The organism is Sphingomonas hankookensis (assembly GCF_022664465.1).
Taxonomy (GTDB): domain Bacteria; phylum Pseudomonadota; class Alphaproteobacteria; order Sphingomonadales; family Sphingomonadaceae; genus Sphingomonas; species Sphingomonas hankookensis.
Window position 1 is genome coordinate 322,885 of sequence record NZ_JAKREV010000003.1, and the last position, 22,956, is coordinate 345,840.

A 22,956-nucleotide genomic window follows, 5' to 3' on the forward strand; every position below is an offset into this window, starting at 1 on the left:
CTTACCGCGAACAGGACTCCTCCGCGTCTCCGCGGCTCTGCGCGAAATCTACCTTACTTCTTCCCTTCGCGCCCTTCGCGCCTTCGCGTGAAAATCAACCTTCCAACGTCACCGACATAGCCGCTCGATGCGACTGCCCCGGTGCGACCCGGTGGATGCCCGGCTTGTCGAATATATCCCCGGCAAACCCCTCCGGATCGGCGATCCCGTCCCACGGCTCGATGCAGACGAACGCCGACCCCGGCTTGGTCCACACGCCCAGCTTCGGCATTCCCGGAAAGTCGACCCGCAGCTGCGGACCGTCTTCCGCACCATAGGTCACGCTGTCGCTATGCACCGGATCGAACACCAGCGCATCGTCAGCGAACAGCGCGTCGTTCAGTTTCAACACCTTGCCGTCGAGCGGGCTCGGCCGCCGCTCCGCTGCGATCGTCCCGTTGGCGGCGATCGCGGCGACGGTGTCACCTTCGGCGGCCGAAAACACCATCCGGTGCGCCGCCCGGTCGTGTCCGAATGGCAGCGGCCATGCGAACGCCGGATGAAAACCGATGCTCGCCGGCAGGTCGGTATCGCCGCGATTGGTCACCGTCACCTCGGTGTGCAAGGTCGCGCCGTCCAGCCGATGTTCCACGTGAAGCACGAAGCCGAACGGATACACCGCCCGCGTTTCGGCATCGTCGGCCAGTTCGAACCGCACCGAAACATCGTTCTGCGCAACCTTCGCGAACATCCGCCGCCGCGCAAAGCCGTGCTTGGCGAGGTGATAGGTCGTGCCCTCCACCCGGTACGTATCGTCCTGCAACGCGCCGATGATCGGGAACAGGATCGGCGCATGGCCGGTCCAATAGGCCGGATCGGCATTGGTCATCAGCTCGCGGCCTTGCGAATCCTTGAGCGAATGCAGCTCCGCACCTAGCGGATCGATCGTCGCGGTCAGTGTCCCGTTGGTCAGTACGACGTTCATGCCCGCAGGCTCCCCCCGACCTTCGCCGCCGCAGCCACGATCTTGTCCGAAATCGCCTTCAGCTCGACATCGGTGAAGCTCTTCGCGCCCGGCTGCAGCGTGACCTCGATCGCGAGGCTCTTGTGCCCCGGCTCGACGCCCTGTCCGGCAAAGACGTCGAACAGGCGCGCATCGACGATCGCCGCCTTGTCCGCACCGCGCACCGCGCGCACCAGCTGATCGCCAGCAACATCCTCCGCCACGAGGAACGCGAAGTCGCGCGTCACCGCCTGCAACGCCGGCGGCGTATAGGCGGCGCGCATGAAGCCGCTGCCGCGCTTGGCCGGCAAGGCGTCGAGATAGAGTTCGGCGGCAACCACGCCCGCGGCCAGGTCGAACGCCTTGGCGGTGGTCGGGTGCAGCACGCCGAAGCTCGCCAGTACCGTCTTCGGCCCCAGCCGCAGCGTCGCCGACTGCCCCGGGTGGAACACGTCGCCCGCGCCATCCATCACCTGCAAATTCGCCACCGGCGCGCCTGCCGCTTCGAGCAGCGCCAGCACCTCGGCCTTGGCATCGAACGCATCGAAGCCCTGCGCCTTGCCACCGCGCCAGCTCCGCGGGCTACGCTCGCCGGCGAACACGATGCCCAGCGTCATGCGCTCGCCGTCAGCCAGATAGCGCCGCCCGATCTCGAACAGCCGCACGCTCGACTGCCCGCGCTTGATGTTGCGCGCCGCAGCACTGAGCAGTCCGGGCAGCAGCGACGGGCGCATGACGCGCATGTCGCTGGCGATCGGGTTCACCACCTCCCACGCGCCGCCGCCGAACGGCGCGGCTTCGTCGTCGGCGATGAAGCTCCACGTGATCGCCTCGGCCAGCCCGCGCGCAGCGGCCGCACGGCGCATCCGCCGTTCCAGCTTCTGTTCGGGGGTGGCGGTCGGCAGCGCGACGCCTGCCGGGCGGTCGAGCGGGGTCGAGGGGACCTTGTCGAGCCCCTCGATCCGGATCACTTCCTCGACCAGATCGGCGGTCCCCTCGACATCGCGCCGCCACGACGGCACGGTCACCTGCCAGTCATCGCCGACTGCAAAGCCCAGCCGCTCCAGAATGTCGCGCTGCCGGTCCTCGGTCACGTCCATCCCGCCCAGCGACGCGACGCGACCCGGCTGATGGGTGATCGTGCGCAGGTCGGTCGGCGGCGAACCCGCCTTCGTCACGCCGCTCGCCTGTCCGCCGCACAGCCGCAGGACATAATCGGTCGCGATGGCGAGCCCCTGGTCGAGAAACGCCGGATCGACGCCGCGTTCGAACCGGGTACGTGCATCGCTGGTCAGCGCCAGCTTCTGTCCCGTCCGCGCGATCGCCTCGGGTGTGAAGTACGCGCATTCGATCAGCACGTCGGTCGTCGTCGCCGACACGCCCGAATGCTCGCCGCCCATGATCCCGCCGATATCGTGCACCGCCGCGTTGTCGGCGATCACCGTCTCGCCGCCGTTCAGCGTGTACGACTTGCCGTTCAGCGCCACGACGCTTTCGCCCACTCGCGCCTGCCGCGCGACCAGTCCGCCATCGAGCTTGGCCATGTCATAGACGTGCAGCGGCCGGCCGAGGTCGAACATCACGTAATTGGTGATATCGACCAGCGTCGAGATCGGCTTCTGCCCGATCGCGGCCAGCCGGCGGCGCATCCAGTCCGGTGACTCGCCATTGGTCAGGCCGCGTACCGCCTGTGCATGGAACGCCGGGCAACCCGCGGCGTCCTCGACCCGCACGTCGGGGCCCTCGCCGATACCCTCGACGACCGGCACCGCCAGAGCTTTAAGCGTTCCATAGCCTGCCGCCGCCAGATCGCGCGCGATGCCGCGCACGCCCATGCAGTCCTGCCGGTTGGGTGTGACGCTGACGTCGATGACCGGATCGTCGAGCCCGGCATAGGCGAGGAAAGGCGTGCCTACCGGCGCATCGGCGGGCAGCTCGATGATGCCGTCATGGTCCTCGCCCAGCTCCAGCTCGCGCGTCGAGCACATCATGCCGTTCGATTCGACGCCACGGATCGCCGCGACCTTCAGCAACATGCCGTTGGCCGGCACCGTCGCGCCGGGCATCCCGAACACGCCGATCAGCCCGGCGCGGGCATTGGGCGCGCCGCACACGACCTGCAACGGGCCGTCGCCGGCATCGACCGACAGCACTTGCAGCTTGTCCGCCTGTGGATGCGGCTCCGCCGTCAGGACGCGGGCGATGCGGAACGCGGACAGCTTCTCGCCCGGATTCTCGACGCCCTCGACCTCCAGCCCGATACGGGTCAGGCCGTCGAGGATCGTGTCGAGCGTGGCGTCGGTGTCGAGATGTTGGTGCAGCCAGCCAAGCGTGATCTTCATGCGCCTACTCCCCCCGACAGCGTGGGGACGTCCAGCGCCGCAAAGCCATAATGTTTCAACCAGCGCAGATCGCCGTCGAAGAACGGGCGCAGATCGTCCATGCCGTATTTCAGCATCGCCAGCCGGTCGACGCCGGTGCCGAACGCGAAACCCTGCCATTCGTCCGGGTCCAGCCCGCACGCCGCGATGACCTTCGGATGGACCATGCCGCTGCCCAGCACCTCCATCCAGCCGCCATTGCCCTTGGCCGGATCACCGCCGACGACGCGCCGGCCCTTCTCCAGCGTGTAGCCGATATCGACCTCGGCCGACGGTTCGGTGAACGGGAAATAGCTGGGGCGCAGGCGCAGGACGATGTCGTCGCGCTCGAAGTACGCCTTCAGGAACGTCTCCAGCGTCCATTTGAGATGCCCCATATGGATGCCGCGATCGATCACCAGCCCTTCGATCTGGTGGAACATCGGGGTGTGGGTCGCGTCGCTGTCGCTGCGATAGACCCGGCCCGGCGCGATGATGCGGATCGGGGGTTGCTGCGTCATCATCGTGCGGATTTGGACGGGCGACGTATGGGTCCGGAGCACGAAACGCTGCGCGGTTCGGTCCTGCTCCGGACCGGCCGGCGGTGCACCCGCACCGTCCGACGGCGACGGGCTTTGCCCGGCGCGGGCCGATTGGGGGGCGCCGGTGGCGGAGCCACCGTCGTCGGACGGCGCTTCGGCGCCGCCGGCCGCGCTTGCCCGTTGCTCGCCCTGCGGGCGTCGCGGCTGCGCGTAAAACGTATCATGCATCGCGCGCGCCGGATGCGTCTCCGGAATGTTGAGCGCGGTGAAGTTGTGCCAGTCGTCCTCGATCTCCGGCCCCGTCGCGACAGCGAAGCCCAGATCGGCGAAAATCTCCGCCAGCTCGTCCATGACCTGCGACACGGGATGCACCCCGCCCGGTGCGGCACGATCGACTGGCAGCGTCAGGTCGACGCGTTCCGACGCCAGCTTGGCGGCCAGCGCCTTCGCTTCGAGGTCCGCCTTGCGCGCACCGATCGCGGTGGTCACCGCCTCGCGCAGGGCGTGGATGCCGGGCGCCACCGTCTGGCGTTCCTCGGGCGACAGGGCGCCCAGCGTTTTCAGCAGGCCGGTGATCGCCCCCTGCTTGCCCAGCGCATGAACACGCACCGCCTCCAGCGCATCGACGCCGGCAGAGGCATCGATGGCGGCGAGCAGGTCGGCACGCAATTGGTCGAGATCGGGGGTCACGGTCGCTCCGGTGGTCGGGATAGGCGACCGGCTTTATTGCGGAACGGGGAAGAAGCCTAGCCCCGAGGACAGGTCGTGCCAGTGGGGTTGGTGCGCTCGACCAAATTCTGCTTCCAGTCGCGGTTCCACTTCTTGATCCGCTTCTCCCGCTGGATCGCGGTTTCCATGGTTTCGTGGCGTTTGAACCAGACGAGCCGGGCACAATTGTGATCAGCCGTAAAGCCGGGGAAGGTACCGTTGCGGCGACTGGCGACGATATAGACGCAGGGTTCGAAGATGCGCACCATTCCCCCACCCCTTCGTCGTTCCCGCGAAGGCGGGAACCCATATACGCTGACGGTAATAATGGAGCCGGAACGGCAGCGTCTATGGATTCCCGCTTCGCGGGAATGACGATGAAGGTGCAGCTGCCTTCGCCGGAATGACGATGGGGGTCGCGGAAAGGCACAAAAAAACGCCGGCGGGTCACCCCACCGGCGTTTCTCTTACCATCAAACCGCTGCGCTTACGCGGCGGCCTGTTCCGGCAGGGCGGCCTTCGCCTGCGCGACGATCGCCTTGAAGGCGGCTTCCTCGTGCATTGCGATATCGGCCAGGACCTTCCGGTCGAGTTCGATGCCGGCCAGCTTGCAGCCGTGCATGAACTGCGAATAGGTGATGCCTTCCGCGCGGACACCGGCGTTGATGCGCTGGATCCACAGACCACGGAAGGTCCGCTTCTTTACCTTGCGGTCGCGATAAGCGTACTGACCGGCCTTTTCGACGGCCTGGCGCGCGATGCGGATGGTGTTCTTGCGACGGCCATAATAGCCCTTCGCCTGGTCCAAAATCCGCTTGTGCTTCGCCTTCGTGGTCGTGCCGCGCTTGATACGTGCCATGCTTCAGTACTCCTTAACGCAGACCGTAGGGCGCCCACGCCTTGACACGGGCGGTGTCGGCGTCGGCCAGGACCGAAGTCCCGCGGTTCTGGCGGATGTACTTCGCGTTGTGCGAGATCAGGCGGTGGCGCTTGCCCGCGACACCGTGCTTGATCTTGCCGGTGGCGGTGAGCTTGAAGCGCTTCTTCACGCCGCTCTTGGTCTTGAGCTTGGGCATTTTGGTCTCCTCAAAAATCACGACGTGCGGATTGCCGCGGCAGCCCTAGATGGCCGGGCGAATCCCTTGAAAGGTCGTGGAAAGAGCGCGCCCCTAACCCGGCTGTCGCCAAAACGCAATAACCGGAACTCGTTTCGCCTGCGAACGGTTGGGGTGCGATGGCCGACGTTTCCGAAACTGCCGGCGCACCCGCCGCCCCCCGCCGCCGCGACTGGCGGCGGATCGCGCTTCGGACGCTCCTCGGGATCGTCGCGGCGATCGTCCTTGCCTGGGCAGTGCTGTTCGTCACCAAGGGCCGGTTCCTGAAGGGCACGTTCGAACGGATCGCGTCGTCGCAGAGCGGACGGACGGTGCGCGTCGCGGGCGATTTCCAGTTCTACTTCGCGCCGGTGAACCTGAAATTCCTTGCCGAGGGGCTGTCGGTGTCGAACCCCGACTGGGCCGGCGGCGGTAATGTGTTCGAAGCGAAGAAGCTTGACAGTTCGGTCGCGACGCTGACCTTCCTGTTCGGGCGGCGGCGGGTGAACTGGCTGGAACTGGACGGCGCGCGCGCCGACCTGCACTGGGATCCGCAACGCAAGCGCAACACCTGGACGTTCGGCGATCCGAACCAGCCGGGCAAGAAGCTCGAACTGCCGATCGTGCGCAGCGGCATGTTCCGTGATACGCGGATCCGCTACCGCGACCCGCAATTCCTGCTCGACGGGACGTTCGACCTTGCGCCTGCGACCACGGCCGGTGCGCAGTTCGAGCATGCGATCCGCGCGACCGGGCGCGGCACGGTGCGCGGGCGGCCGTTCCGCCTGACCGGTGAGTTGCAATCGCCCAATGCGACGATCCGTGGCGGGCAAAACCGGCTGACCGCGCGGATCGAGGTTGCGCGCTCGGTCGCGGTGCTGGCCGGTACGCTGCCCGGGCCGACCGAGCTCGACGGATCGAACCTCGCCGTCCGCCTGCGCGGCCGCAATCTGGCGGAGGTGTTCGCGGTGCTCGGCATCACCACGCCGAACACGCGGACCTATCGCCTGACCGGGCGGATGACGAAGGATGGCGCCGACTGGAAATTCACCCGGTTGCGCGGGACCTTCGGCGACAGCGATCTGGCCGGCAGGCTGACCGTGACGCAGCGCGAGCCGCGGCTGCTGCTGACCGCCGACCTGACCTCGCGCACGCTCGATATCGTCGATATGTCGGCGTTCGTCGGCTACGACCTCGAACGCGTCGAGGCGCAGGGTGCGGCGGGCGTGATCGAACGGCAGGGCGGCGCGCCACGCCTGCTCCCCGATGCGAAGCTGAATGTCGAGGCACTGCGCAATTTCGATGCGCAGGTCCGCTACAAGGTCGGGACCGTCCGCGCGCGCAGCCTGCCGGTGTCGAATGTCGACCTGACGCTTGAGCTGAACGACCGGCTGCTCAAACTATCACCGCTGACCTTCGCGATGGCGCGCGGCAATGTCGCGTCGGACATCGTCATCGACGCGCGTCGCCGCCCGGCGGTCACCGACTATGACATCCGCCTGTCGCCGACGCCGATGGGGCAGCTGCTCGCCGGCTGGGGGGTCGCGGAAGCGGGCACCACCGGTACGGTCAAGGGGCGGGTGAAGCTGACCGGCACCGGCGATACGGTGCATGATTCACTGGCGGCGTCGAACGGGCGGATCGCGATCATCCTGCCGGCCGGGAGCTTCTGGACGCGCAATATCCAGCTGTCCGAACTCGATCTCGGCACCTTTGCGCAGAAGATGTTCGAGGGGAAGTTGAAGGAGCCGGTGCGGATCAACTGCGGGTTGATCGGTTTTACCGTGCGGAACGGTGTGGCGGCGGCCGACCCGATCCTGATCGATACGCAGAAAAACGTGATGATCGGCCGCGGCGGGTTCAGCTTCCGCAACGAATCGATCGACCTTGCCGTGCGCGCCGACTCGAAGCGCTTCTCGCTGTTCGCCGGCCAGTCGCCGGTCGGGGTCGGCGGCTATTTCGCCGAGCCGCGTTACTCGGTCGTCAGCCCCGAACTGCTCAGCCGTGCCGGTGCTGGGCTTGGGTTGGCGTTGGTGGCGACGCCGGTGGCGGGGGTGCTCGCGTTCGTCGATCCGGGCGACGCCAAGGGCGCGGCGTGTGGCCCCATCCTCACCGGCGCGACGGCGCGTGCCCAGCGGACCAAGGGTGGCGAGGCGCGCGACGATGTCGGGCGGGGGACGACGGCGAAGGCCGAGGATGGCCGTTCCAACCGGGGTGAGCGCAAGGAACAGCGGAAGAAGTTTCTCGGGATTTTCTGAATCACGCGAAGGCGCGAAGGCGCGGAGAGAAGAAGGTAGATTTCGCGCAGAGCCGCGGAGGGGTCGCGTTTGCGGCGAGTTCGGCCGCGATAGCGGCTCTCGATCTTCGTGCAGCGAAGGACATCGTCTACCGAACGCAACCGGTCGTCCCAGGCTGGACCTCTCTGCGCCTCCGCGGCTCTGCGCGAAATCTACCTTCTTAAACCTTCTTCGTGCCTTCGCGTGAAATCACAAAATCCCCGGAAACGCTCCACCATCGATCAACAGGCTCTGCCCGGTAATGAACCCGGCCTTGTCCGAACACAGGAAGGCGCAGGCCGCGCCGAATTCGGCCGGATCGCCGATCCGTTTCGCCGGGATCGTGTCCGCCCGTTTCGCCTTTTCCTCGGCCGGGGTCGTGCCGTTCTTTGCCGCCGCCGCTTCGCTCATCGATGCGATGCGGGCGGTGTCGAACGACCCGGGCAGCAGGCCGTTGATCGTGACGTTGGCATGCGCCACCGACCGCGCGATGCCTGCGACGAAACCGGTCAGGCCGGCACGCGCACCACTCGACAGGTCGAGGCCGGGGAGCGGCATCTTGACCGATCCCGAGGTGATGTTGACCACCCGGCCAAAGCCGCGCGCGACCATGCCGGGCAGCACCGCCTGGATCAGCAGCGCGGGCGTCACGAAATTCGCCTCCACCCCGGCGCGGATGCCGTCGGCGTCGAGGTCGGTATAGGGCTTCACCGGCGGCCCGCCATTGTTGTTGACCAGAATGTCGGGGTCGGGACAGGCGGCGAGCAGCGCGGCACGGCCCTCCTCGCTCGACAGGTCGGCAACCACCTCGACCACGGTCACCCCGGTTTCGGCGCGGATCGCGTCGGCCGTCGCCGTCAGCTTCGCCGCATCGCGTCCGTTGACGACGACATCGACCCCGGCACGCGCCAGTTCGAGCGCACAGGCCCGGCCGAGCCCCGCGCTCGATGCGCACACGATCGCCTTGCGGCCGGCAATTCCCAGATCCATGCGCTCGTCCCTTATTTCTTCAATCGCCAACCGGTGCGGAAGATCGTTGCGATCACCGCGACGCACAGCAGCAGGAAGCCGAGCGTCGCACCGATGCTCGCCACGACCGAAACGTCGCCCTTGCCGAAGAAGGTCCAGCGGAACCCGCTGATCAGGTAGACGATCGGATTGAACAGGCTGATCGTCCGCCACACGCCCGGCAGCATGTCGATCGAATAGAAGGCGCCGCCCAGAAACGTCAGCGGCGTGACCACCAGCAGCGGGATCACCTGCAACTGTTCGAACCCCTTGGCCCATAGCCCGAGGATGAAGCCGAACAGGCAGAAGGTCGTCGCGACCAGCAACAGATAGCATAGCGCCCAGAACGGATGCGCCACCTGCACGTCGACGAACAGGTGCGCGGTGGCGAAGATCACCAGCGCCACGATCACCGACTTGGTCGCCGCCGCCCCGACATAGCCGGCCAGCGTCTCCAGCGTCGAGACGGGGGAGGACAGCAGTTCGTAGATCGTACCCGACCATTTGGGCATGAAGATGCCGAAGCTGGCGTTGAAGATGCTTTCGGTCAGCATCGTCAGCATCATCAGTCCGGGCACGATGAACGCGCCGTACGGCACGCCGCCGACCTCGGTCATGCGGCTGCCGATCGCGGTGCCGAACACGATGAAGTACAGCGACGTCGTGATGACCGGCGTCATCAGCGAGGTCCAGATCGTCCGCCCGAAGCGCGCCAGTTCGAACCGATAGATGGCGAGCACGCCGTGCCAGTTGAACGTCATGCCCGGCTCTCCTGTTCGTGCACCAGCCCGACGAAGATATCCTCAAGGCTCGACTGTTTCGTGGCGATGTCCTTCCACGCGATCCCGGCCTCGTCGACCGCGCGCAACAGCGCGCGTACGCCGTTGTCGTCGGCATTGGCATCGAAGGCGAAGGTCATTGCATGGCCTTCGTCGGTCAGCGTCAGCGGCCAATGCGACAATGCCGCCGGCACCTCGCCCAGCGGTTCGGCCATGGTCAGCGTCAGCGTCTTCTTGCCCAGCTTGCGCATCAGCGCGGCCTTTTCATCGACCAGGATCAGCTTGCCCTTGGCGATGACCCCCACCCGGTCGGCCATCTCCTCGGCCTCCTCGATATAATGGGTGGTCAGGATGATGGTCACGCCCCGCTCGCGCAGTTCGTGGACCAGCCGCCACATGTCGCGGCGCAGCTCGACATCGACGCCCGCGGTTGGTTCGTCGAGGAACAGGATGTCGGGTTCGTGGGACAGCGCCTTGGCGATCATCACCCGGCGCTTCATGCCGCCCGACAGCTCGGTCATCTTGGCATTGCGCTTGTCCCACAGCGTCAGGTCGCGCAGCAGCTTTTCGATGAAGGCCGGGTCGCCATGCCGCCCGAACAGCCGGCGCGAAAAGGTGACGGTCGCCATCACCGTTTCGAACGCATCGGTCAGCAATTCCTGCGGCACCAGCCCGATGCGGGTCCGCGTCTCGCGATAATCGCGCACCGTGTCGAACCCGGCGGCGGTGATCGTGCCTTCGCTGGCGGTCACGATGCCGCAGATGATGCTGATCAGCGTCGTCTTGCCTGCCCCGTTCGGCCCCAGCAGCGCAAAGATTTCGCCCTTGGCGATATCGAGGTCGGTCGGTTCGAGCGCGACGGTGCCCGACTGGTACGTCTTGGCGACGCCCCGGATCGATAGAATGGTGTTCATGGAACGGCTTGTCCCACGCTTTGATGACGGGGGGAAGGCGGCTTACGTCGCCTTCGCCTTGCGGGCGTCGGCGACCGCAGTCTGCAGCCCGGTCAGCGTCTGCGCGCCGCCCAGCACCTGGTCGCCGACCACCCAGGACGGCGTACCGGTGAAGCCGAGGCTGCTCGCAGTCTTCATGTTGCGCTCGATCTCGCCCGCAATCTGCGGCGACCGGATCGCGGCGCGGGCGGCGGCGACGTCCAGCCCGGCGGTCTTGGCCGCCGCTTCGATCGCGCCGCTATCGACCCGGCCCGAGGCGTAGAGGGCGTCGTGGAACGGTTTGAACCTGTTCTGCAACGCGGCGGCGAGCGCCCATTCGGCGGCGCTGCGGCTGTCGGGGGACAGGATCGGCAACTCACGATAGACGATGCGGACGTTCGGATCGCTGGCGAGCAACCCGGTGATCGCCGGCAGGCTGGCGCGGCAGAAGCCGCAGGCATAGTCGAGATAGGCGACGACGCTGACGTCGCCATTGGGATTGCCCGCGACCGCGCCCGGAAAGGGTTCGACGATCGCCGCGCGGTTGGCGGCCACCGCCTTGCCCGATTCCTTTGCCTGCAACCGGCGCATCGCTTCGGGCAGGATCTCCGGGTTGGCGAGGATGTAGTCGCGCACCACCGTCTCGGTCGCGGCGCGATCGGTCGATCCGCGCTGCGCCACGATCGCGCCGCCGGCCCCCGCCAGCGCCGCGGCGGCCAGCATCAGGACGTTGCCGACCTTCCCCATCATTCCCCCCGCCGCCGACGATTGCGGCGGTCTTCCTCGAATGCGGTCTGCGACGTCATTTGAATATCCTGTGCCCGAATCCAGTCGCTAGACCCCTGCGGCAACAACGCCATCGCCCGCCGCGCACTGGCCAGCGCCATGCCGTTGTCGCCCGACAGCGACGCATATTCGGCCATCGCCAGCGCCACCCGTGCCGCATCGCCACGCCGTTCGTAGAGGATGCTCAGCTGATACCATGCGAACGGGTTCCGGTTGTCGCGCGCGATCGCCTGTTTCAGCACCCGCTCCGCCTCGTTCAGCAGCGCCGGGTCTTCCGCGGCTATCAGCGCATGGCCGAAGGTCGCGGCGATCAGCGGCGACGAGCGCGTCCGGTCGGTCGCCTCGCGTAGCGCCGACAAGGCCTCCTTCGGCTTGCCCGATTCGAGCAGGATCTGCCCTTCGAGTTCGAGGAAATAGGGATCGTCGGGCGCGGCCTTCACCAGTGCCAGCGTCTCCGCCGCCGCCTGCTCCGGATAGCCCGATTTATGATAGGCATAGGCGCGGGCATAATGGGCGTAGACGCTCTGGTCGCTGGCGGGATAGCGGCGCAGCGTATCCTTGGGATCGCTGACATAGCCGCGCAGCTTGGCCTGCACCCGCTTGAACCAGGTTTCCAGCGCCGGATCGGTCTGCGTCTTGAACGCGGCCGAGCTTTGCACGTCCTGCGTCAGGTTGGCGATACGCTCGCCGGTCAACGGGTGGGTGCGCTGATAGCCATTGTCCTGCGGGATCGCGAGGCGATATTCCATGTTCTGGAGCTTTTTGAAGAAGTCCAGCATGCCCTGCCCCGAGATGTTCGACGTGCGCAGGAAGCGGGCGCCGGCGGCATCGGCGGCGCTTTCCTGAGTCCGGCTGAACGACAAATAGCTGCCCATCGCCGCCTGTTGCCCGGCGGCGAGGATGCCCGCCCCTGCTTCACCCGCGCCCGCCGCCATCGCCGCAACGCCAAGCAGCAGGCTGAGCACGGTGATGCCGGTCGCCGGTGCCATGCCGCGTCCGGCCAAGGGTACGTGGCCGCCGACGATATGGCCGATTTCATGGGCGATGACGCCCTGCACTTCGTTGGCATCGTCGGCGGCGTCGAGAAGTCCCGAATGGATATAGACCGTTTGTCCGCCCGCGACGAAGGCGTTGATCGACTTGTCCTGCAACAACACGACATTGAAGTTGCGTGCGTCGAGCCCTGCGGCAACCGCGATCGGCCGCGACATGTCGTGCAGCAGCGCCTCGGTCTCGGCATCGCGCAGTATCGACTGGGCGGCAGCGGGCTGGGTGAACAGGAGGATGGCGGCAGCGATGCCGCCCAGCGCGCGCTTCATGACGTTCCTTATCGGCGATGCGGCGGACACGGGTCAACGCCGCGATGCCGCCCGCCGCTTGAACGGCGGATTAAGCCGATGCGCGAAATTCCGGAAAGGCTTCGAACAGCTTGATGCCCGTGGGCGGCTGCGACCGGTCGCCACGACGCGCGCGCACCGCGAAATCGACGATTTCACCGACCGATTCATACCCGCACGGTTTGGACACGACGCCGAGGGCACCGTCGATGCCGTCGTCGAGCATCGCCGGATTGGCGGTGAGAAAGATGACGGTGGTACCGTAATTCTTGCCGAGCATCCGCCCGATCGTCGGCCCGGTCGGCCCGTCGCGCAGGTTGCAGTCGACCAGCGCGACGTCCGGACGGACCGACGCGAGTTCGAGTGCGCGCGACATGTCGGCGGCGATGCCGACCGGCCGATAGCCATGTTCCTCCAGCGACGCTTCAAGGTCGATCGCGACCAGCATCTCGTCTTCGACGATCAGGACGGTGGGAGGAAGCATGGCCATTCCGTACATAACTAAGGCTTTGGCAACGCCCTCGGCCGGGTTCCGTTCCGGCATTCGTCGCGTTCTGTGACAGAGTGTGTCCACGGCATGACACCGATCTCGTCCGATCTGTCGCTTGTATCCTGCCGCCACCGCCGCTAATGCCCGCGACGGGCCACGCTGTCCCAACGCAGCGCGTGCTCTCTGTGAGGAGAGACTACATGACCGATCTTCCGCCTAAGCCGGCTACGACCCCCGCTCGCCCGTATTTCTCGTCCGGGCCTTGCGCCAAGCCGCCGGGCTGGTCCGCCGACCGCCTCCACCCCGTCAGCCTCGGCCGGTCGCACCGTTCGAAGATCGGCAAGCAGCGGCTGCAATATTGCATCGACCTGATGCGCGAGCTGTTGAAGCTCCCCGACACTCACCGCATCGGCATCGTCCCCGGTTCCGACACCGGCGCGTTCGAAATGGCGATGTGGACGATGCTGGGCGCGCGGCCCGTCACTGCGCTCGCTTGGGAAAGCTTCGGCGAAGGCTGGGTGACCGATGCGGTCAAGCAGCTCAAGATCGATCCGACGGTCGTGCGCGCCGACTATGGCCAGCTGCCCGACCTGACCGCGATCAACTGGACCAATGACGTCCTCTTCACCTGGAACGGCACCACGTCGGGTGTCCGGGTGCCTAACGCCGATTTCATTCCGGCCGACCGCGAAGGGCTGTCGTTCGCCGACGCCACCTCCGGCGTGTTCGCCTATGACATCGACTGGGCGAAGATCGACGTCGCCACGTTCAGCTGGCAGAAGGTGCTGGGCGGTGAGGGCGCGCATGGCGTGCTGATCCTCGGGCCCCGTGCGGTCGAGCGGCTGGAAAGCTACATCCCCGCCTGGCCGCTGCCGAAGGTCTTCCGCCTCGTGTCGAAGGGCAAGCTGACCGAAGGCGTCTTCAAGGGCGAGACGATCAACACCCCGTCGATGCTGGCGGTCGAGGATGCGATCTTCAGCCTCGAATGGGGCAAGTCGCTGGGCGTCGATGGCCTGATCGCGCGCAGCGACGCCAATGCCGCCGCGCTCGACAAGATCGTCGAAGAGCGTGACTGGCTCGGCCACCTCGCCGCCGATCCGGCGACCCGGTCGAAGACCAGCGTCTGCCTGACCGTCGAGGGGGCCGACGAGGCGCTGATCAAGAAGATGGCGTCGCTGCTCGAGGCCGAAGGTGCGGCGTATGACGTTGCGGGATATCGTGACGCGCCGGCGGGCCTGCGCATCTGGTGCGGTGCGACCGTCGATACCGCGGATATCGAGGCGCTCGGGCCATGGCTCGACTGGGCCTACGCCACCGCGAAGGCGGCCGCTTAACTTCTCTCCGCTTCAGGGGAGAGGTTGGGAGAGAGGCATGCACGCCACCTCTCCGCCCGCTCCCCTACTTCCCCTCTCCCCGGCCCTCTCCCCTAAAGGGGAGAGGGAGAAGGAACACGACATGCCTAAAGTTCTGATTTCCGACAAAATGGACCCCAAAGCCGCCCAGATCTTCCGCGAACGCGGGGTCGAGGTGGACGAGATCACCGGCAAGACGCCCGAAGAGCTGATGGCGATCATCGGCGACTATGACGGCCTCGCCATCCGCAGCGCGACCAAGGTGACCAAGGCGATCCTCGACGCCGCCAAGAATCTGAAGGTCGTCGGCCGTGCCGGGATCGGCGTCGACAACGTCGACATCCCTGCCGCATCCGCCGCCGGTGTCGTCGTGATGAACACCCCGTTCGGCAACTCGATCACCACTGCCGAACATGCCATCGCGCTGATGTTCGCGCTCGCCCGACAGCTGCCTGAGGCCGATGCCTCGACCCAAGCCGGCAAGTGGGAAAAGAACCGTTTCATGGGCGTCGAGCTGACCGGCAAGACGCTCGGCCTGATCGGCGCGGGCAATATCGGCTCGATCGTCGCCGATCGTGCGCAGGGTTTGAAGATGAAGGTGGTCGCCTTCGACCCGTTCCTGTCGCCCGAACGCGCGATCGAGATCGGCGTGGAAAAGGTCGAGCTGGACCAGCTGCTGGCGCGCGCCGACTTCATCACGCTGCACACACCGCTGACCGACCAGACCCGCAACATCCTGTCGGCGGAAAATCTGGCCAAGACCAAGAAAGGCGTGCGGATCATCAACTGCGCGCGGGGCGGTCTGATCGACGAGGTCGCGCTGAAGGCCGCGCTCGACAGCGGGCATGTCGCCGGCGCGGCGCTTGACGTGTTCGTGCAGGAGCCGGCGAAGGAATCGCCGTTGTTCAACACGCCCAACTTTGTCTCCACCCCGCATCTGGGCGCGTCGACCAGCGAGGCGCAGGTCAATGTCGCGATCCAGGTCGCCGAACAGATGGCCGATTTCCTCGTGTCGGGCGGCGTCACCAACGCGCTCAACATGCCGTCGCTGTCGGCGGAAGAGGCGCCGCGCCTGAAACCCTATATGGCGCTGGCCGAAAAGCTGGGTTCGCTGGTCGGGCAGCTGACCACCGGCGCGATCGCGCGGGTGTCGGTGCATAGCGAAGGGGCGGCGGCCGAGCTGAACCAGAAGCCGATCGTCGGCGCGGTGCTGGCCGGGTTCCTGCGCGTGCAGTCCGACACGGTGAACATGGTCAACGCCCCGTTCCTCGCGAAGGAACGCGGGATCGAGGTGCGCGAGGTGCGCAACGACCGCGAGGGTGATTACCACACGCTGATCCGCGTTTCGCTCAAGACCGATGCCGGCGAACGCTCGGTTGCCGGCACGCTGTTCGGCAATGCCCAGCCGCGGCTGGTCGAGCTGTTCGGCATCAAGGTCGAGGCCGATCTGGCGGGCCACATGCTCTACGTCGTCAACGAGGACGCGCCGGGCTTTATCGGTCGCATCGGCACGACGCTGGGCGAGGCGGGCGTTAATATCGGTACCTTCCACCTCGGCCGCCGCGATACCGGGGGCGAGGCGGTGGTGCTGCTGTCGGTCGATGAAGCGGTGACGCCGGAACTGGTCACCAAGGTCCGCGCCCTGCCGGGCGTCAAGACGGTCATGTCGCTCAAGTTCTGATCGGTTTGCGTGTGCGTGGGCGGGCTGTCGGAACGATCCGGCAGCCCGTTTGCGTTTGGACTGTCCTTCACCCGTCACCCCGGGTCAAGTCCGGGGTGACGTGGTTGGCATGGCGGATGTCGTCCACGCTTTCCCGGCCGGCCCGCACCCGCTAGGGGAAACGCCATGAACGACACCGGCCTCCTGCCCGAAGGGTTTCACGACCGCCTGCCCCCCGCTGCCGACGGCCTGCGCCGGTTCGAAGGGGCGGTGCTGGGCGTCGCGCACGGCTATGGCTATGAACAGGTCGACCCGCCGCTCGCCGAGTTCGAGGCGGGGCTGGCCGGGCGGTTGAAGGGCACGGCGGCGACCGATGCCGTGCGCTTCGTCGATCCGGTCAGCCAGCGCACGCTCGCCATCCGGCCCGATATCACCGCACAGGTCGCGCGGATCGCCGCGACGCGCATGGGCCACCATCCGCGCCCGGTACGGCTGTCCTATGCCGGGCCGGTGCTGAAGCTGCGCGCGGGCGAACTGGCTCCGCGGCGCGCCCGGCGACAGATCGGCGCCGAACTGATCGGGCTCGACAGCGTCGCCGCCTCGACCGAGATCGTGACCGTCGCGGTCGAGGCGTTGCGGGCGGCCGGGGTCACCGGCATCTCGATCGACTTCACCCTGCCCGATCTGGTCGCGACGCTGGCGGGCGATCCACCGGGGCCGCAGCACGACGCTCTGATCGCCGCGCTCGACGGCAAGGACGCCGGACGCGTCGCGGCGATCGATCCCGCCTATCTGCCGCTGGTCGAGGCTGCGGGCCCGTTCGCCACCGCGCTGCCGCGGTTGCGCGCGACCGACACCGCCGGGCGGCTGGCATCGCGGTTGGACGCGATCGAGGCGGTGGCGGCGGCACTGCCCGGCAATGTCGGCGTCACGCTCGACCCGACCGAGCGGCACGGCTTCGAATATCAGAGCTGGCTCGGCTTTTCGCTGTTCGCTCAGGGCGTGTTGGGCGAGGTGGGGCGCGGCGGCACCTATGCCGTGTGCCATGCCGATGGCCGCGAGGAGCCGGCGGTCGGCTTCTCGCTCTACGCCGATGCGCTGCTCGACGCGGGACTGGGCGCCAAGGATCGGCGGCGGCTGTTTCTGCCCGCAGGTACCGATCCGGCGGTGGCGGCGCGATTGCGCGGCGAGGGCTGGGTAACGGTCGCGGCGCTGACGGCGGACGATACCGCCGAGGCACAGCTGTGCACCCATATGTGGCAGGACGATCGGGCGGTCGCCATCGCCTGATGCGAAAAGGGGCGGCCGATCGGCCACCCCTTCAAGCGCTTATTCGGCGGCCTTGGGCTTGCGCCCGCGGCGGCGCGGAGCGTCGCCCCCATCGTCGGCGGCGGCATCCGTCGCACCTTCGGTCGTGCGCGCCTTGCGGCCCAGACCGATGCGCTTCGCCATGTCGCGACGGCTCTGCGAATAGGTTTCGGCAACCATCGGGTAATCGGCGCGCAGGCCGTACCGCTCGCGATAGGTTTCCGGGGTCAGGCCGTGGCCCGCCAGGTGACGGCGCAGCGTCTTGTACGGCTTGCCGTCGATCATCGAAATGATGTGGTCTTTCGACGCCAGCGACTTGCGGACCGACACGGCAGCGACATGGTCCTGCTGCGGTGCGGTTTCCTCCGGCTCGGAGGTACCCGACGCCAGTCCGAGAACGGTCGCGTGCATCGTCTGCAGGAACGCCGGAACATCCTCCGCCGCGACGCGGTTGTTGCCGTTGTTCAACCAGGCGATGGTAAGTTCGGTGGCCAGTTCGATCGCGTTCAGTTCGGAACCGTCTTCGGTCATGGAGATCTCCCTCAATGCCTGCGAAATGCGGCGTGTCCGACGACAGGTCAATAGTGATGGCCGCAGTATTCGACTTTTCCAGATAATTATTCTGCAAAGGATCGTCGATATGGCGATCGCATACCAATTGTTTATCATCGATCACGACGGATCGTACCGATATTCGGGTTCCGACACCGGATCGGTACGATATGCCCACGATAGCACGCTTACGCGATTTCCAGCGGTACATGATCGTGCCGCCGACTTTGAACGGATGACAAGATGACGCACACCGTCGCGATCGATCCGACCGCGCCGATCTGGTTCGATATTGCCGATGCGATGCCGATATTGGCATGTATCGTCGATGATCGCGGGCGATTGCTGTGGACCAATCGGCGCTGGCAGCATGATATCGGTGCCGAGGTCGACTGTGATCTATGGGCATTCTGTGCCGGCGGCGCGTGCGACGACGCGCGTGCGAAGTGGACGGCCGATATCGCGACGGAGCGTCCGTTCGCGCTGACGCTGCCCCTGCCGGCCGGGCCCGTCGACTTCGCGGTCCGCCCGGCCGGCGAAGGGCGCTGGATCGCGATCGCATCGCAGGACGAGACGCAGCGCCAGACCGAAACCGCGCGCGCCGCGACCCGTGCCGAACTCGACACGCTGACCAATGCCATGCCGCAGATGGTATGGGCGACGCGGCCCGACGGCCATCACGATTTCTACAACGCGCAGTGGTACCGCTTCACCGGCATGCCCGAAGGGTCGACCGATGGGGAAGGATGGAACGGCATGTTCCATCCCGACGATCAGGATCGCGCGTGGAGCCGGTGGCGCCATAGCCTTGCCACCGGCGACGATTACGAGATCGAATATCGCCTGCGGCACCATAGCGGGCAGTATCGCTGGGTACTGGGGCGCGCGTTGCCGGTGCGCGACGGCGACGGCGCGATCGTCCGCTGGATCGGTACCTGTACCGATATCGATTCGGCCAAGCGCGCCGCCGAACAGAACGATATCCTCAGCCGCGAACTGAGCCACCGGATCAAGAACATCTTCGCGATCGTCAGCGGGCTGGTGCGCATGTCGGCGCGGCAGATGCCGGCGGTGCGCGGCTTTGCCGACGATCTGGCGCGGCGGATCGCGGCGCTGGGCGCGGCGCACGATCTGGCGCGCCCGCACAGCGACGTGTCGCGCCCGTTGATCGGTGAGGCGACGCTGCACCATGTGCTGCGCGAACTGCTCTCGCCCTATGCCGTCGAACAATGGCAGATCGCGGGCGACGACGTGCCGATCGATGATCGGGGAGCAACGCCGGTGGCGCTGATCTTCCACGAACTGGCGACCAATGCCGCCAAATATGGTGCGCTGTCGACCCCGGAGGGCCGAGTGTCGATCCGCACCGTGCGCCACGACGGGGTGCTGGGCATCGACTGGCAGGAGACGGGCGGGCCGACGATCGCGGGCGAGCCCAAGGCGACCGGGTTCGGCACGCGGCTGGCGGCGCTGAGCATCGAACAGCAGCTGGCCGGGCATATCGCGCGGGCGTGGCGCCCCGAGGGGTTGGCGGTGCACATCGACGTGGCGTGCGACGCACTGGTGCGCGATCGGGTGGATTGAGGGGAGCTTCGGCTCGGCTTCCTGCGTCATTCCCGCGGAGGCGAGAATGGCGGAGATCGGCGTTCATCGCCAAATCCCGAGCGGCCTGCGCACTATCTCACATGGCCGCGAACGTCGCTCCAGCGAAGGCTGGAGCCTCCAGCGGCGCCTGCTGTGCGCTATCACCGGGAGATCCCAGCCTTCGCTGGGATGACGTTAGCTCCGATGGAGTGCAGAAGGCCGACAGCGGAACCCAAGACAAAAAAGGGGCGGCACCCGACCGGATGCCGCCCCTTTTCTGTTGCTACTTTCCGGTGATCAGTTGCCGAAGGTGCGCTGCCACCAGCCGCGGCGCGGCGAGGGGTTTTCGCCATCGGCGGCTTCGTCAGCGCCCGCTTCGGCCGGTTCGGCGGCGGCGGGGTCGACCGCTGCCGGTTGCTCAGCGGGTGCTTCTTCGACCGGAGCCGCTTCCGCTGCCTTGCGCCGCGGCGCACGACGCTTCTTGGGCGCAGGCTCGGCCTCGGCTTCGACCGGAGCCGGTTCGGCCACGACCGGCGCTTCGACCGCGGCTTCGGTGTCGGCCTTGCGACGGCGCGTGCGCTTCGGCTTGGGCGCTTCGGCGGCCGGTTCGGCTTCGACCTTCGGTGTTTCGACCGGTTCCGGCGTCACGATCGGCGCGGCATCGCCGGCCTCGACCGTCACCGGTTCGGCAGGCGTCGAGTCGGTCGATTCGACCTTGGCACGCGCGCTGGGGCGGCGACGGGTGCGCTTGGGGGCCGGGGTCGGTTCCGCCTCGACGACCGGTTCGGCATCGACCGGCGTTTCGACCGCAGCCTCGGCCACCGCATCGTCATCGGCAGGCAGGTCGGCAACGGCGCCGGCGCCATCGGCGGCGTCGAACGCGCCTTCACCGCGGCGTCCACCGCGCCGGCCACGACGGCGGCGCTTGCGCTTGTTGCCTTCGTCGCCCTGCTCGGCCTCGACCGGGGTGTCGTTCGCCGCATCGCCATCGGCATCCTCGGCGGTGTCGTCGTCTTCGCCCTCGTCGGCGTCTTCGGCTTCGCCGGTTTCGGCTTCGTCCTGACCGTCTTCGTCACGGTTGCGACCGCGACGGCCACGGCGGCGGCGGCGGCGCTTGCCGCGACCTTCGCCATCGTCGTCGCTGCGTGCCGGACGCGCGGTTTCCTCGGCGGCCTCTTCCTCGACGTCGTCCTCGATCTCGTCCTCGACATCGTCATAGGCGTCGTCTTCGTCGTCGATGACGACCAGCGGCTCGATCTTGGGCGGATGCGCGGGCGGCGGGCCGGAAGCCTCGACCGCCATGCGCGCGCCCTCGATCTCGGCATCGGGCACGATCTCGACGGTCACGCCATAGCGGTCCTCGACCTCGGCGATGTCGGCGCGCTTCTTGTTGAGGACGTAGAAGGCCGCCTCCTGGCTGGCGCGCAGCACGATCAGCGACCCGCGACCGCGCGCGGCCTCGTCTTCGATCAGGCGCAGCGCCGACAGGCCCGCCGACGATGCCGTACGGACGAGGCCGGTGCCCTCGCAATGCGGGCACTGGCGAGTCGAAGCCTCGAGCACGCCGGTGCGCAGCCGCTGGCGGCTCATTTCCATCAGGCCGAAGGCGGAGATGCGACCGACCTGGATGCGGGCGCGATCGTTCTTCAGTGCCTCCTTCATCGCCTTCTCGACCTTACGGACGTTCGATCCGTGGTCCATGTCGATGAAGTCGATGACGACGAGGCCGGCCATGTCGCGCAGCCGCAGCTGGCGCGCGATTTCCTGCGCTGCCTCCAGGTTGGTCGCGGTCGCGGTCTGTTCGATATTGTGTTCGCGGGTCGACCGGCCGGAGTTGATGTCGATCGACACCAAGGCTTCGGTCGGGTTGATGACCAGATAGCCGCCCGATTTCAGCTGCACGACCGGATTGTACATCGCGGCCAGCTGATCCTCGACATGCGCGCGCTGGAACAGTGGTACGGCGTCGGCATATTGCTTCACCCGCCGGGCATGCGCCGGCATCAGCAGCCGCATATAGTCCTTGGCGTGACGGAAGCCGCCTTCGCCCTCGACGATCACCTCGTCGATGTCCTTGTTGTAGATGTCGCGGATCGCGCGCTTGATCAGGTCGCTGTCGCCATAGACGAGCGCGGGCGCGGACGAGGTCAGCGTCTGGTCGCGAATGCCGTCCCACAGCCGGGCGAGATAGTCGAAGTCGCGCTTGATCTCCTGGCGGCTGCGCTGAAGCCCCGCGGTGCGGACGATGCAGCCCATCGACGCCGGCAGCGTCAGTTCGGCCATGATCGACTTCAACCGCTTGCGATCGGCGGCCGAGCTGATCTTGCGCGAGATGCCGCCGCCATGCGCGGTGTTGGGCATCAGCACGCAGTAACGGCCGGCGAGCGACAGATAGGTGGTCAGCGCTGCACCCTTGTTGCCGCGCTCTTCCTTCACGACCTGCACCAGCAGCACCTGCCGACGGCGGATGACGTCCTGAATCTTGTAGCGGCGACGCAGGTTCAGCCGGCGCTGGCGCAGCGCTTCGACCGCGGCATCATCGCCGCCGCCCTTGCGCGCCGGGCGGGCCGGGGCTTCGCCGTCCTCGTCGTCGTGATGGTCGTCGTCATCCTCGTCGCGCTCGACGATTTCGACGCCGCCTTCATGCTCGTCGTCGTGATCGTCGTAATCGACGTCGTCGTCATGGTCACCGGCACGCAGCGCGGCTTCCTCGGCGGCGTGTGCGGCTTCTTCGGCCAGCAACGCGTCGCGGTCTTCCTTCGGAATCTGGTAATAATCGGGGTGAATTTCGGAAAAGGCGAGGAAGCCGTGGCGGTTGCCGCCGTAATCGACGAACGCCGCCTGCAACGACGGTTCGACCCGCGTCACCTTGGCAAGATAGATATTCCCCTTGAGCTGCTTGCGCTCGGCCGATTCGAAATCGAATTCCTCGATCCGGTTACCCTTGACGACGGCGACCCGGGTTTCCTCCCGGTGGCGTGCGTCGATCAACATCCGCGTGGTCATGATAGTGTCTCCGGGCGCGCGGGACGGCCGTGCCAGTCGGCGCGCCTAAACGCGCGGCGGGGATCATGCCCGGTGCCTGCGCGCGATTGCTGGGATATGCGTCTGCTGGCATGGGCAGTCCGGAAAGCTCCGGACGGACAATCGTCGTCCCGACGCCGGCCGCGATAGCGGCGCAGGCGGTACGGGACGGAACTTGCCAC

At 66.9% G+C, this 22,956-nt stretch carries 19 protein-coding genes; 5 read left to right on the plus strand and 14 right to left on the minus strand.

Going from position 1 to position 22,956, the window contains the following annotated elements; translation table 11 throughout:
* Nucleotides 1–94 precede the first annotated feature (94 nt).
* From MF610_RS10980 to rpmI, 6 genes are all read right to left on the minus strand, one after another.
* Nucleotides 95–964 (minus strand): aldose 1-epimerase family protein, encoded by an 870-nt coding sequence (locus tag MF610_RS10980; RefSeq protein ID WP_242196240.1) that lies wholly within the window; start codon nt 962–964, stop codon nt 95–97.
* Entirely contained in the window at nt 961–3,324 is a 2,364-nt protein-coding gene (gene pheT, locus MF610_RS10985) for a phenylalanine--tRNA ligase subunit beta (RefSeq protein WP_242196242.1), read from the minus strand. Before pheT ends, MF610_RS10980 begins: the two co-directional genes overlap by 4 nt.
* The gene (gene pheS / locus MF610_RS10990; RefSeq protein ID WP_242196244.1) at nt 3,321–4,574 is read right to left on the minus strand and encodes a phenylalanine--tRNA ligase subunit alpha; all 1,254 of its coding nucleotides are present in this window, start codon (nt 4,572–4,574) and stop codon (nt 3,321–3,323) included. The genes pheT and pheS overlap by 4 nt, the downstream gene beginning before the upstream one ends.
* A 56-nt stretch (nt 4,575–4,630) precedes the next feature.
* Nucleotides 4,631–4,861 carry a GIY-YIG nuclease family protein gene (locus MF610_RS10995; RefSeq protein ID WP_339328525.1) on the minus strand — a complete coding sequence of 77 codons (231 nt, stop codon included), beginning with the start codon at nt 4,859–4,861 and terminating at the stop codon, nt 4,631–4,633.
* 218 nt (nt 4,862–5,079) lie between these two features.
* Nucleotides 5,080–5,451, minus strand: coding sequence for a 50S ribosomal protein L20 (gene rplT, locus MF610_RS11000; protein WP_055757215.1), 372 nt, complete (start codon nt 5,449–5,451; stop codon nt 5,080–5,082).
* Nucleotides 5,452–5,464: 13 nt separating this feature from the next.
* Nucleotides 5,465–5,668 carry a 50S ribosomal protein L35 gene (gene rpmI / locus MF610_RS11005; RefSeq protein WP_055757212.1) on the minus strand — a complete coding sequence of 68 codons (204 nt, stop codon included), beginning with the start codon at nt 5,666–5,668 and terminating at the stop codon, nt 5,465–5,467.
* Between the two features lie 158 nt (nt 5,669–5,826).
* On the opposite strand from rpmI, the gene MF610_RS11010 reads away from it, so the two are divergent.
* On the plus strand, nt 5,827–7,944 hold the full coding sequence (locus MF610_RS11010) for an AsmA family protein (RefSeq protein ID WP_242196246.1): 2,118 nt from the start codon (nt 5,827–5,829) through the stop codon (nt 7,942–7,944).
* 228 nt (nt 7,945–8,172) lie between these two features.
* Here the strand turns inward: MF610_RS11010 and MF610_RS11015 are convergent, their stop codons facing one another.
* From MF610_RS11015 to MF610_RS11040, 6 genes are all read right to left on the minus strand, one after another.
* Nucleotides 8,173–8,952, minus strand: coding sequence for an SDR family oxidoreductase (locus MF610_RS11015; RefSeq protein WP_242196248.1), 780 nt, complete (start codon nt 8,950–8,952; stop codon nt 8,173–8,175).
* 11 nt (nt 8,953–8,963) lie between these two features.
* Nucleotides 8,964–9,731, minus strand: coding sequence for an ABC transporter permease (locus tag MF610_RS11020; protein WP_242196250.1), 768 nt, complete (start codon nt 9,729–9,731; stop codon nt 8,964–8,966).
* Complete coding sequence (locus MF610_RS11025) at nt 9,728–10,663, minus strand: ABC transporter ATP-binding protein (RefSeq protein ID WP_242196251.1); 936 nt, start codon at nt 10,661–10,663, stop codon at nt 9,728–9,730. Before MF610_RS11025 ends, MF610_RS11020 begins: the two co-directional genes overlap by 4 nt.
* A gap of 42 nt (nt 10,664–10,705) precedes the next feature.
* Complete coding sequence (locus MF610_RS11030; RefSeq protein WP_242196253.1) at nt 10,706–11,431, minus strand: DsbA family protein; 726 nt, start codon at nt 11,429–11,431, stop codon at nt 10,706–10,708.
* Nucleotides 11,428–12,786 (minus strand): M48 family metalloprotease, encoded by a 1,359-nt coding sequence (locus MF610_RS11035; protein WP_242196255.1) that lies wholly within the window; start codon nt 12,784–12,786, stop codon nt 11,428–11,430. Before MF610_RS11035 ends, MF610_RS11030 begins: the two co-directional genes overlap by 4 nt.
* Before the next feature lie 70 nt (nt 12,787–12,856).
* Complete coding sequence (locus MF610_RS11040) at nt 12,857–13,288, minus strand: response regulator (protein ID WP_242196259.1); 432 nt, start codon at nt 13,286–13,288, stop codon at nt 12,857–12,859.
* Between the two features lie 206 nt (nt 13,289–13,494).
* On the opposite strand from MF610_RS11040, the gene MF610_RS11045 reads away from it, so the two are divergent.
* The 3 genes from MF610_RS11045 (at nt 13,495) to MF610_RS11055 (ending at nt 17,596) form a co-directional block, all read left to right on the plus strand.
* Nucleotides 13,495–14,628 carry a phosphoserine transaminase gene (locus MF610_RS11045; RefSeq protein WP_242196262.1) on the plus strand — a complete coding sequence of 378 codons (1,134 nt, stop codon included), beginning with the start codon at nt 13,495–13,497 and terminating at the stop codon, nt 14,626–14,628.
* Between the two features lie 121 nt (nt 14,629–14,749).
* Nucleotides 14,750–16,327, plus strand: coding sequence for a phosphoglycerate dehydrogenase (serA, locus tag MF610_RS11050; RefSeq protein WP_242196265.1), 1,578 nt, complete (start codon nt 14,750–14,752; stop codon nt 16,325–16,327).
* 165 nt (nt 16,328–16,492) lie between these two features.
* Nucleotides 16,493–17,596, plus strand: a complete 1,104-nt coding sequence (locus MF610_RS11055) for an ATP phosphoribosyltransferase regulatory subunit (protein ID WP_242196267.1) — start codon at nt 16,493–16,495, stop codon at nt 17,594–17,596.
* A 39-nt stretch (nt 17,597–17,635) separates the two neighbouring features.
* Here MF610_RS11055 and MF610_RS11060 read toward each other — a convergent pair whose 3' ends face one another.
* Nucleotides 17,636–18,145 (minus strand): Ros/MucR family transcriptional regulator, encoded by a 510-nt coding sequence (locus MF610_RS11060; RefSeq protein ID WP_242196270.1) that lies wholly within the window; start codon nt 18,143–18,145, stop codon nt 17,636–17,638.
* Between the two features lie 264 nt (nt 18,146–18,409).
* On the opposite strand from MF610_RS11060, the gene MF610_RS11065 reads away from it, so the two are divergent.
* Nucleotides 18,410–19,750, plus strand: coding sequence for a sensor histidine kinase (locus MF610_RS11065; RefSeq protein ID WP_242196273.1), 1,341 nt, complete (start codon nt 18,410–18,412; stop codon nt 19,748–19,750).
* Nucleotides 19,751–20,047: 297 nt separating this feature from the next.
* Here MF610_RS11065 and MF610_RS11070 read toward each other — a convergent pair whose 3' ends face one another.
* Complete coding sequence (locus MF610_RS11070) at nt 20,048–22,744, minus strand: Rne/Rng family ribonuclease (protein ID WP_277924064.1); 2,697 nt, start codon at nt 22,742–22,744, stop codon at nt 20,048–20,050.
* Between the last annotated feature and the right edge of the window lie 212 nt (nt 22,745–22,956).

Bases quoted from the DNA above. Each gene is read 5' to 3' on its own strand.
- MF610_RS11060 (WP_242196270.1), bottom strand. From the start codon at position 18,145: ATGACCGAAGACGGTTCCGAACTGAACGCGATCGAACTGGCCACCGAA.
- MF610_RS11065 (WP_242196273.1), top strand. From the start codon at position 18,410: ATGACGCACACCGTCGCGATCGATCCGACCGCGCCGATCTGGTTCGAT.
- MF610_RS11010 (WP_242196246.1), top strand. From the start codon at position 5,827: ATGGCCGACGTTTCCGAAACTGCCGGCGCACCCGCCGCCCCCCGCCGC.
- rplT (WP_055757215.1), bottom strand. From the start codon at position 5,451: ATGGCACGTATCAAGCGCGGCACGACCACGAAGGCGAAGCACAAGCGG.
- MF610_RS10980 (WP_242196240.1), bottom strand. From the start codon at position 964: ATGAACGTCGTACTGACCAACGGGACACTGACCGCGACGATCGATCCG.
- MF610_RS11030 (WP_242196253.1), bottom strand. From the start codon at position 11,431: ATGATGGGGAAGGTCGGCAACGTCCTGATGCTGGCCGCCGCGGCGCTG.
- MF610_RS11025 (WP_242196251.1), bottom strand. From the start codon at position 10,663: ATGAACACCATTCTATCGATCCGGGGCGTCGCCAAGACGTACCAGTCG.
- MF610_RS11020 (WP_242196250.1), bottom strand. From the start codon at position 9,731: ATGACGTTCAACTGGCACGGCGTGCTCGCCATCTATCGGTTCGAACTG.
- rpmI (WP_055757212.1), bottom strand. From the start codon at position 5,668: ATGCCCAAGCTCAAGACCAAGAGCGGCGTGAAGAAGCGCTTCAAGCTC.
- MF610_RS11040 (WP_242196259.1), bottom strand. From the start codon at position 13,288: ATGCTTCCTCCCACCGTCCTGATCGTCGAAGACGAGATGCTGGTCGCG.
- MF610_RS11055 (WP_242196267.1), top strand. From the start codon at position 16,493: ATGAACGACACCGGCCTCCTGCCCGAAGGGTTTCACGACCGCCTGCCC.
- MF610_RS11035 (WP_242196255.1), bottom strand. From the start codon at position 12,786: ATGAAGCGCGCGCTGGGCGGCATCGCTGCCGCCATCCTCCTGTTCACC.
- pheT (WP_242196242.1), bottom strand. From the start codon at position 3,324: ATGAAGATCACGCTTGGCTGGCTGCACCAACATCTCGACACCGACGCC.
- MF610_RS11015 (WP_242196248.1), bottom strand. From the start codon at position 8,952: ATGGATCTGGGAATTGCCGGCCGCAAGGCGATCGTGTGCGCATCGAGC.
- serA (WP_242196265.1), top strand. From the start codon at position 14,750: ATGCCTAAAGTTCTGATTTCCGACAAAATGGACCCCAAAGCCGCCCAG.
- MF610_RS11045 (WP_242196262.1), top strand. From the start codon at position 13,495: ATGACCGATCTTCCGCCTAAGCCGGCTACGACCCCCGCTCGCCCGTAT.
- MF610_RS10995 (WP_339328525.1), bottom strand. From the start codon at position 4,861: ATGGTGCGCATCTTCGAACCCTGCGTCTATATCGTCGCCAGTCGCCGC.
- MF610_RS11070 (WP_277924064.1), bottom strand. From the start codon at position 22,744: ATGTTGATCGACGCACGCCACCGGGAGGAAACCCGGGTCGCCGTCGTC.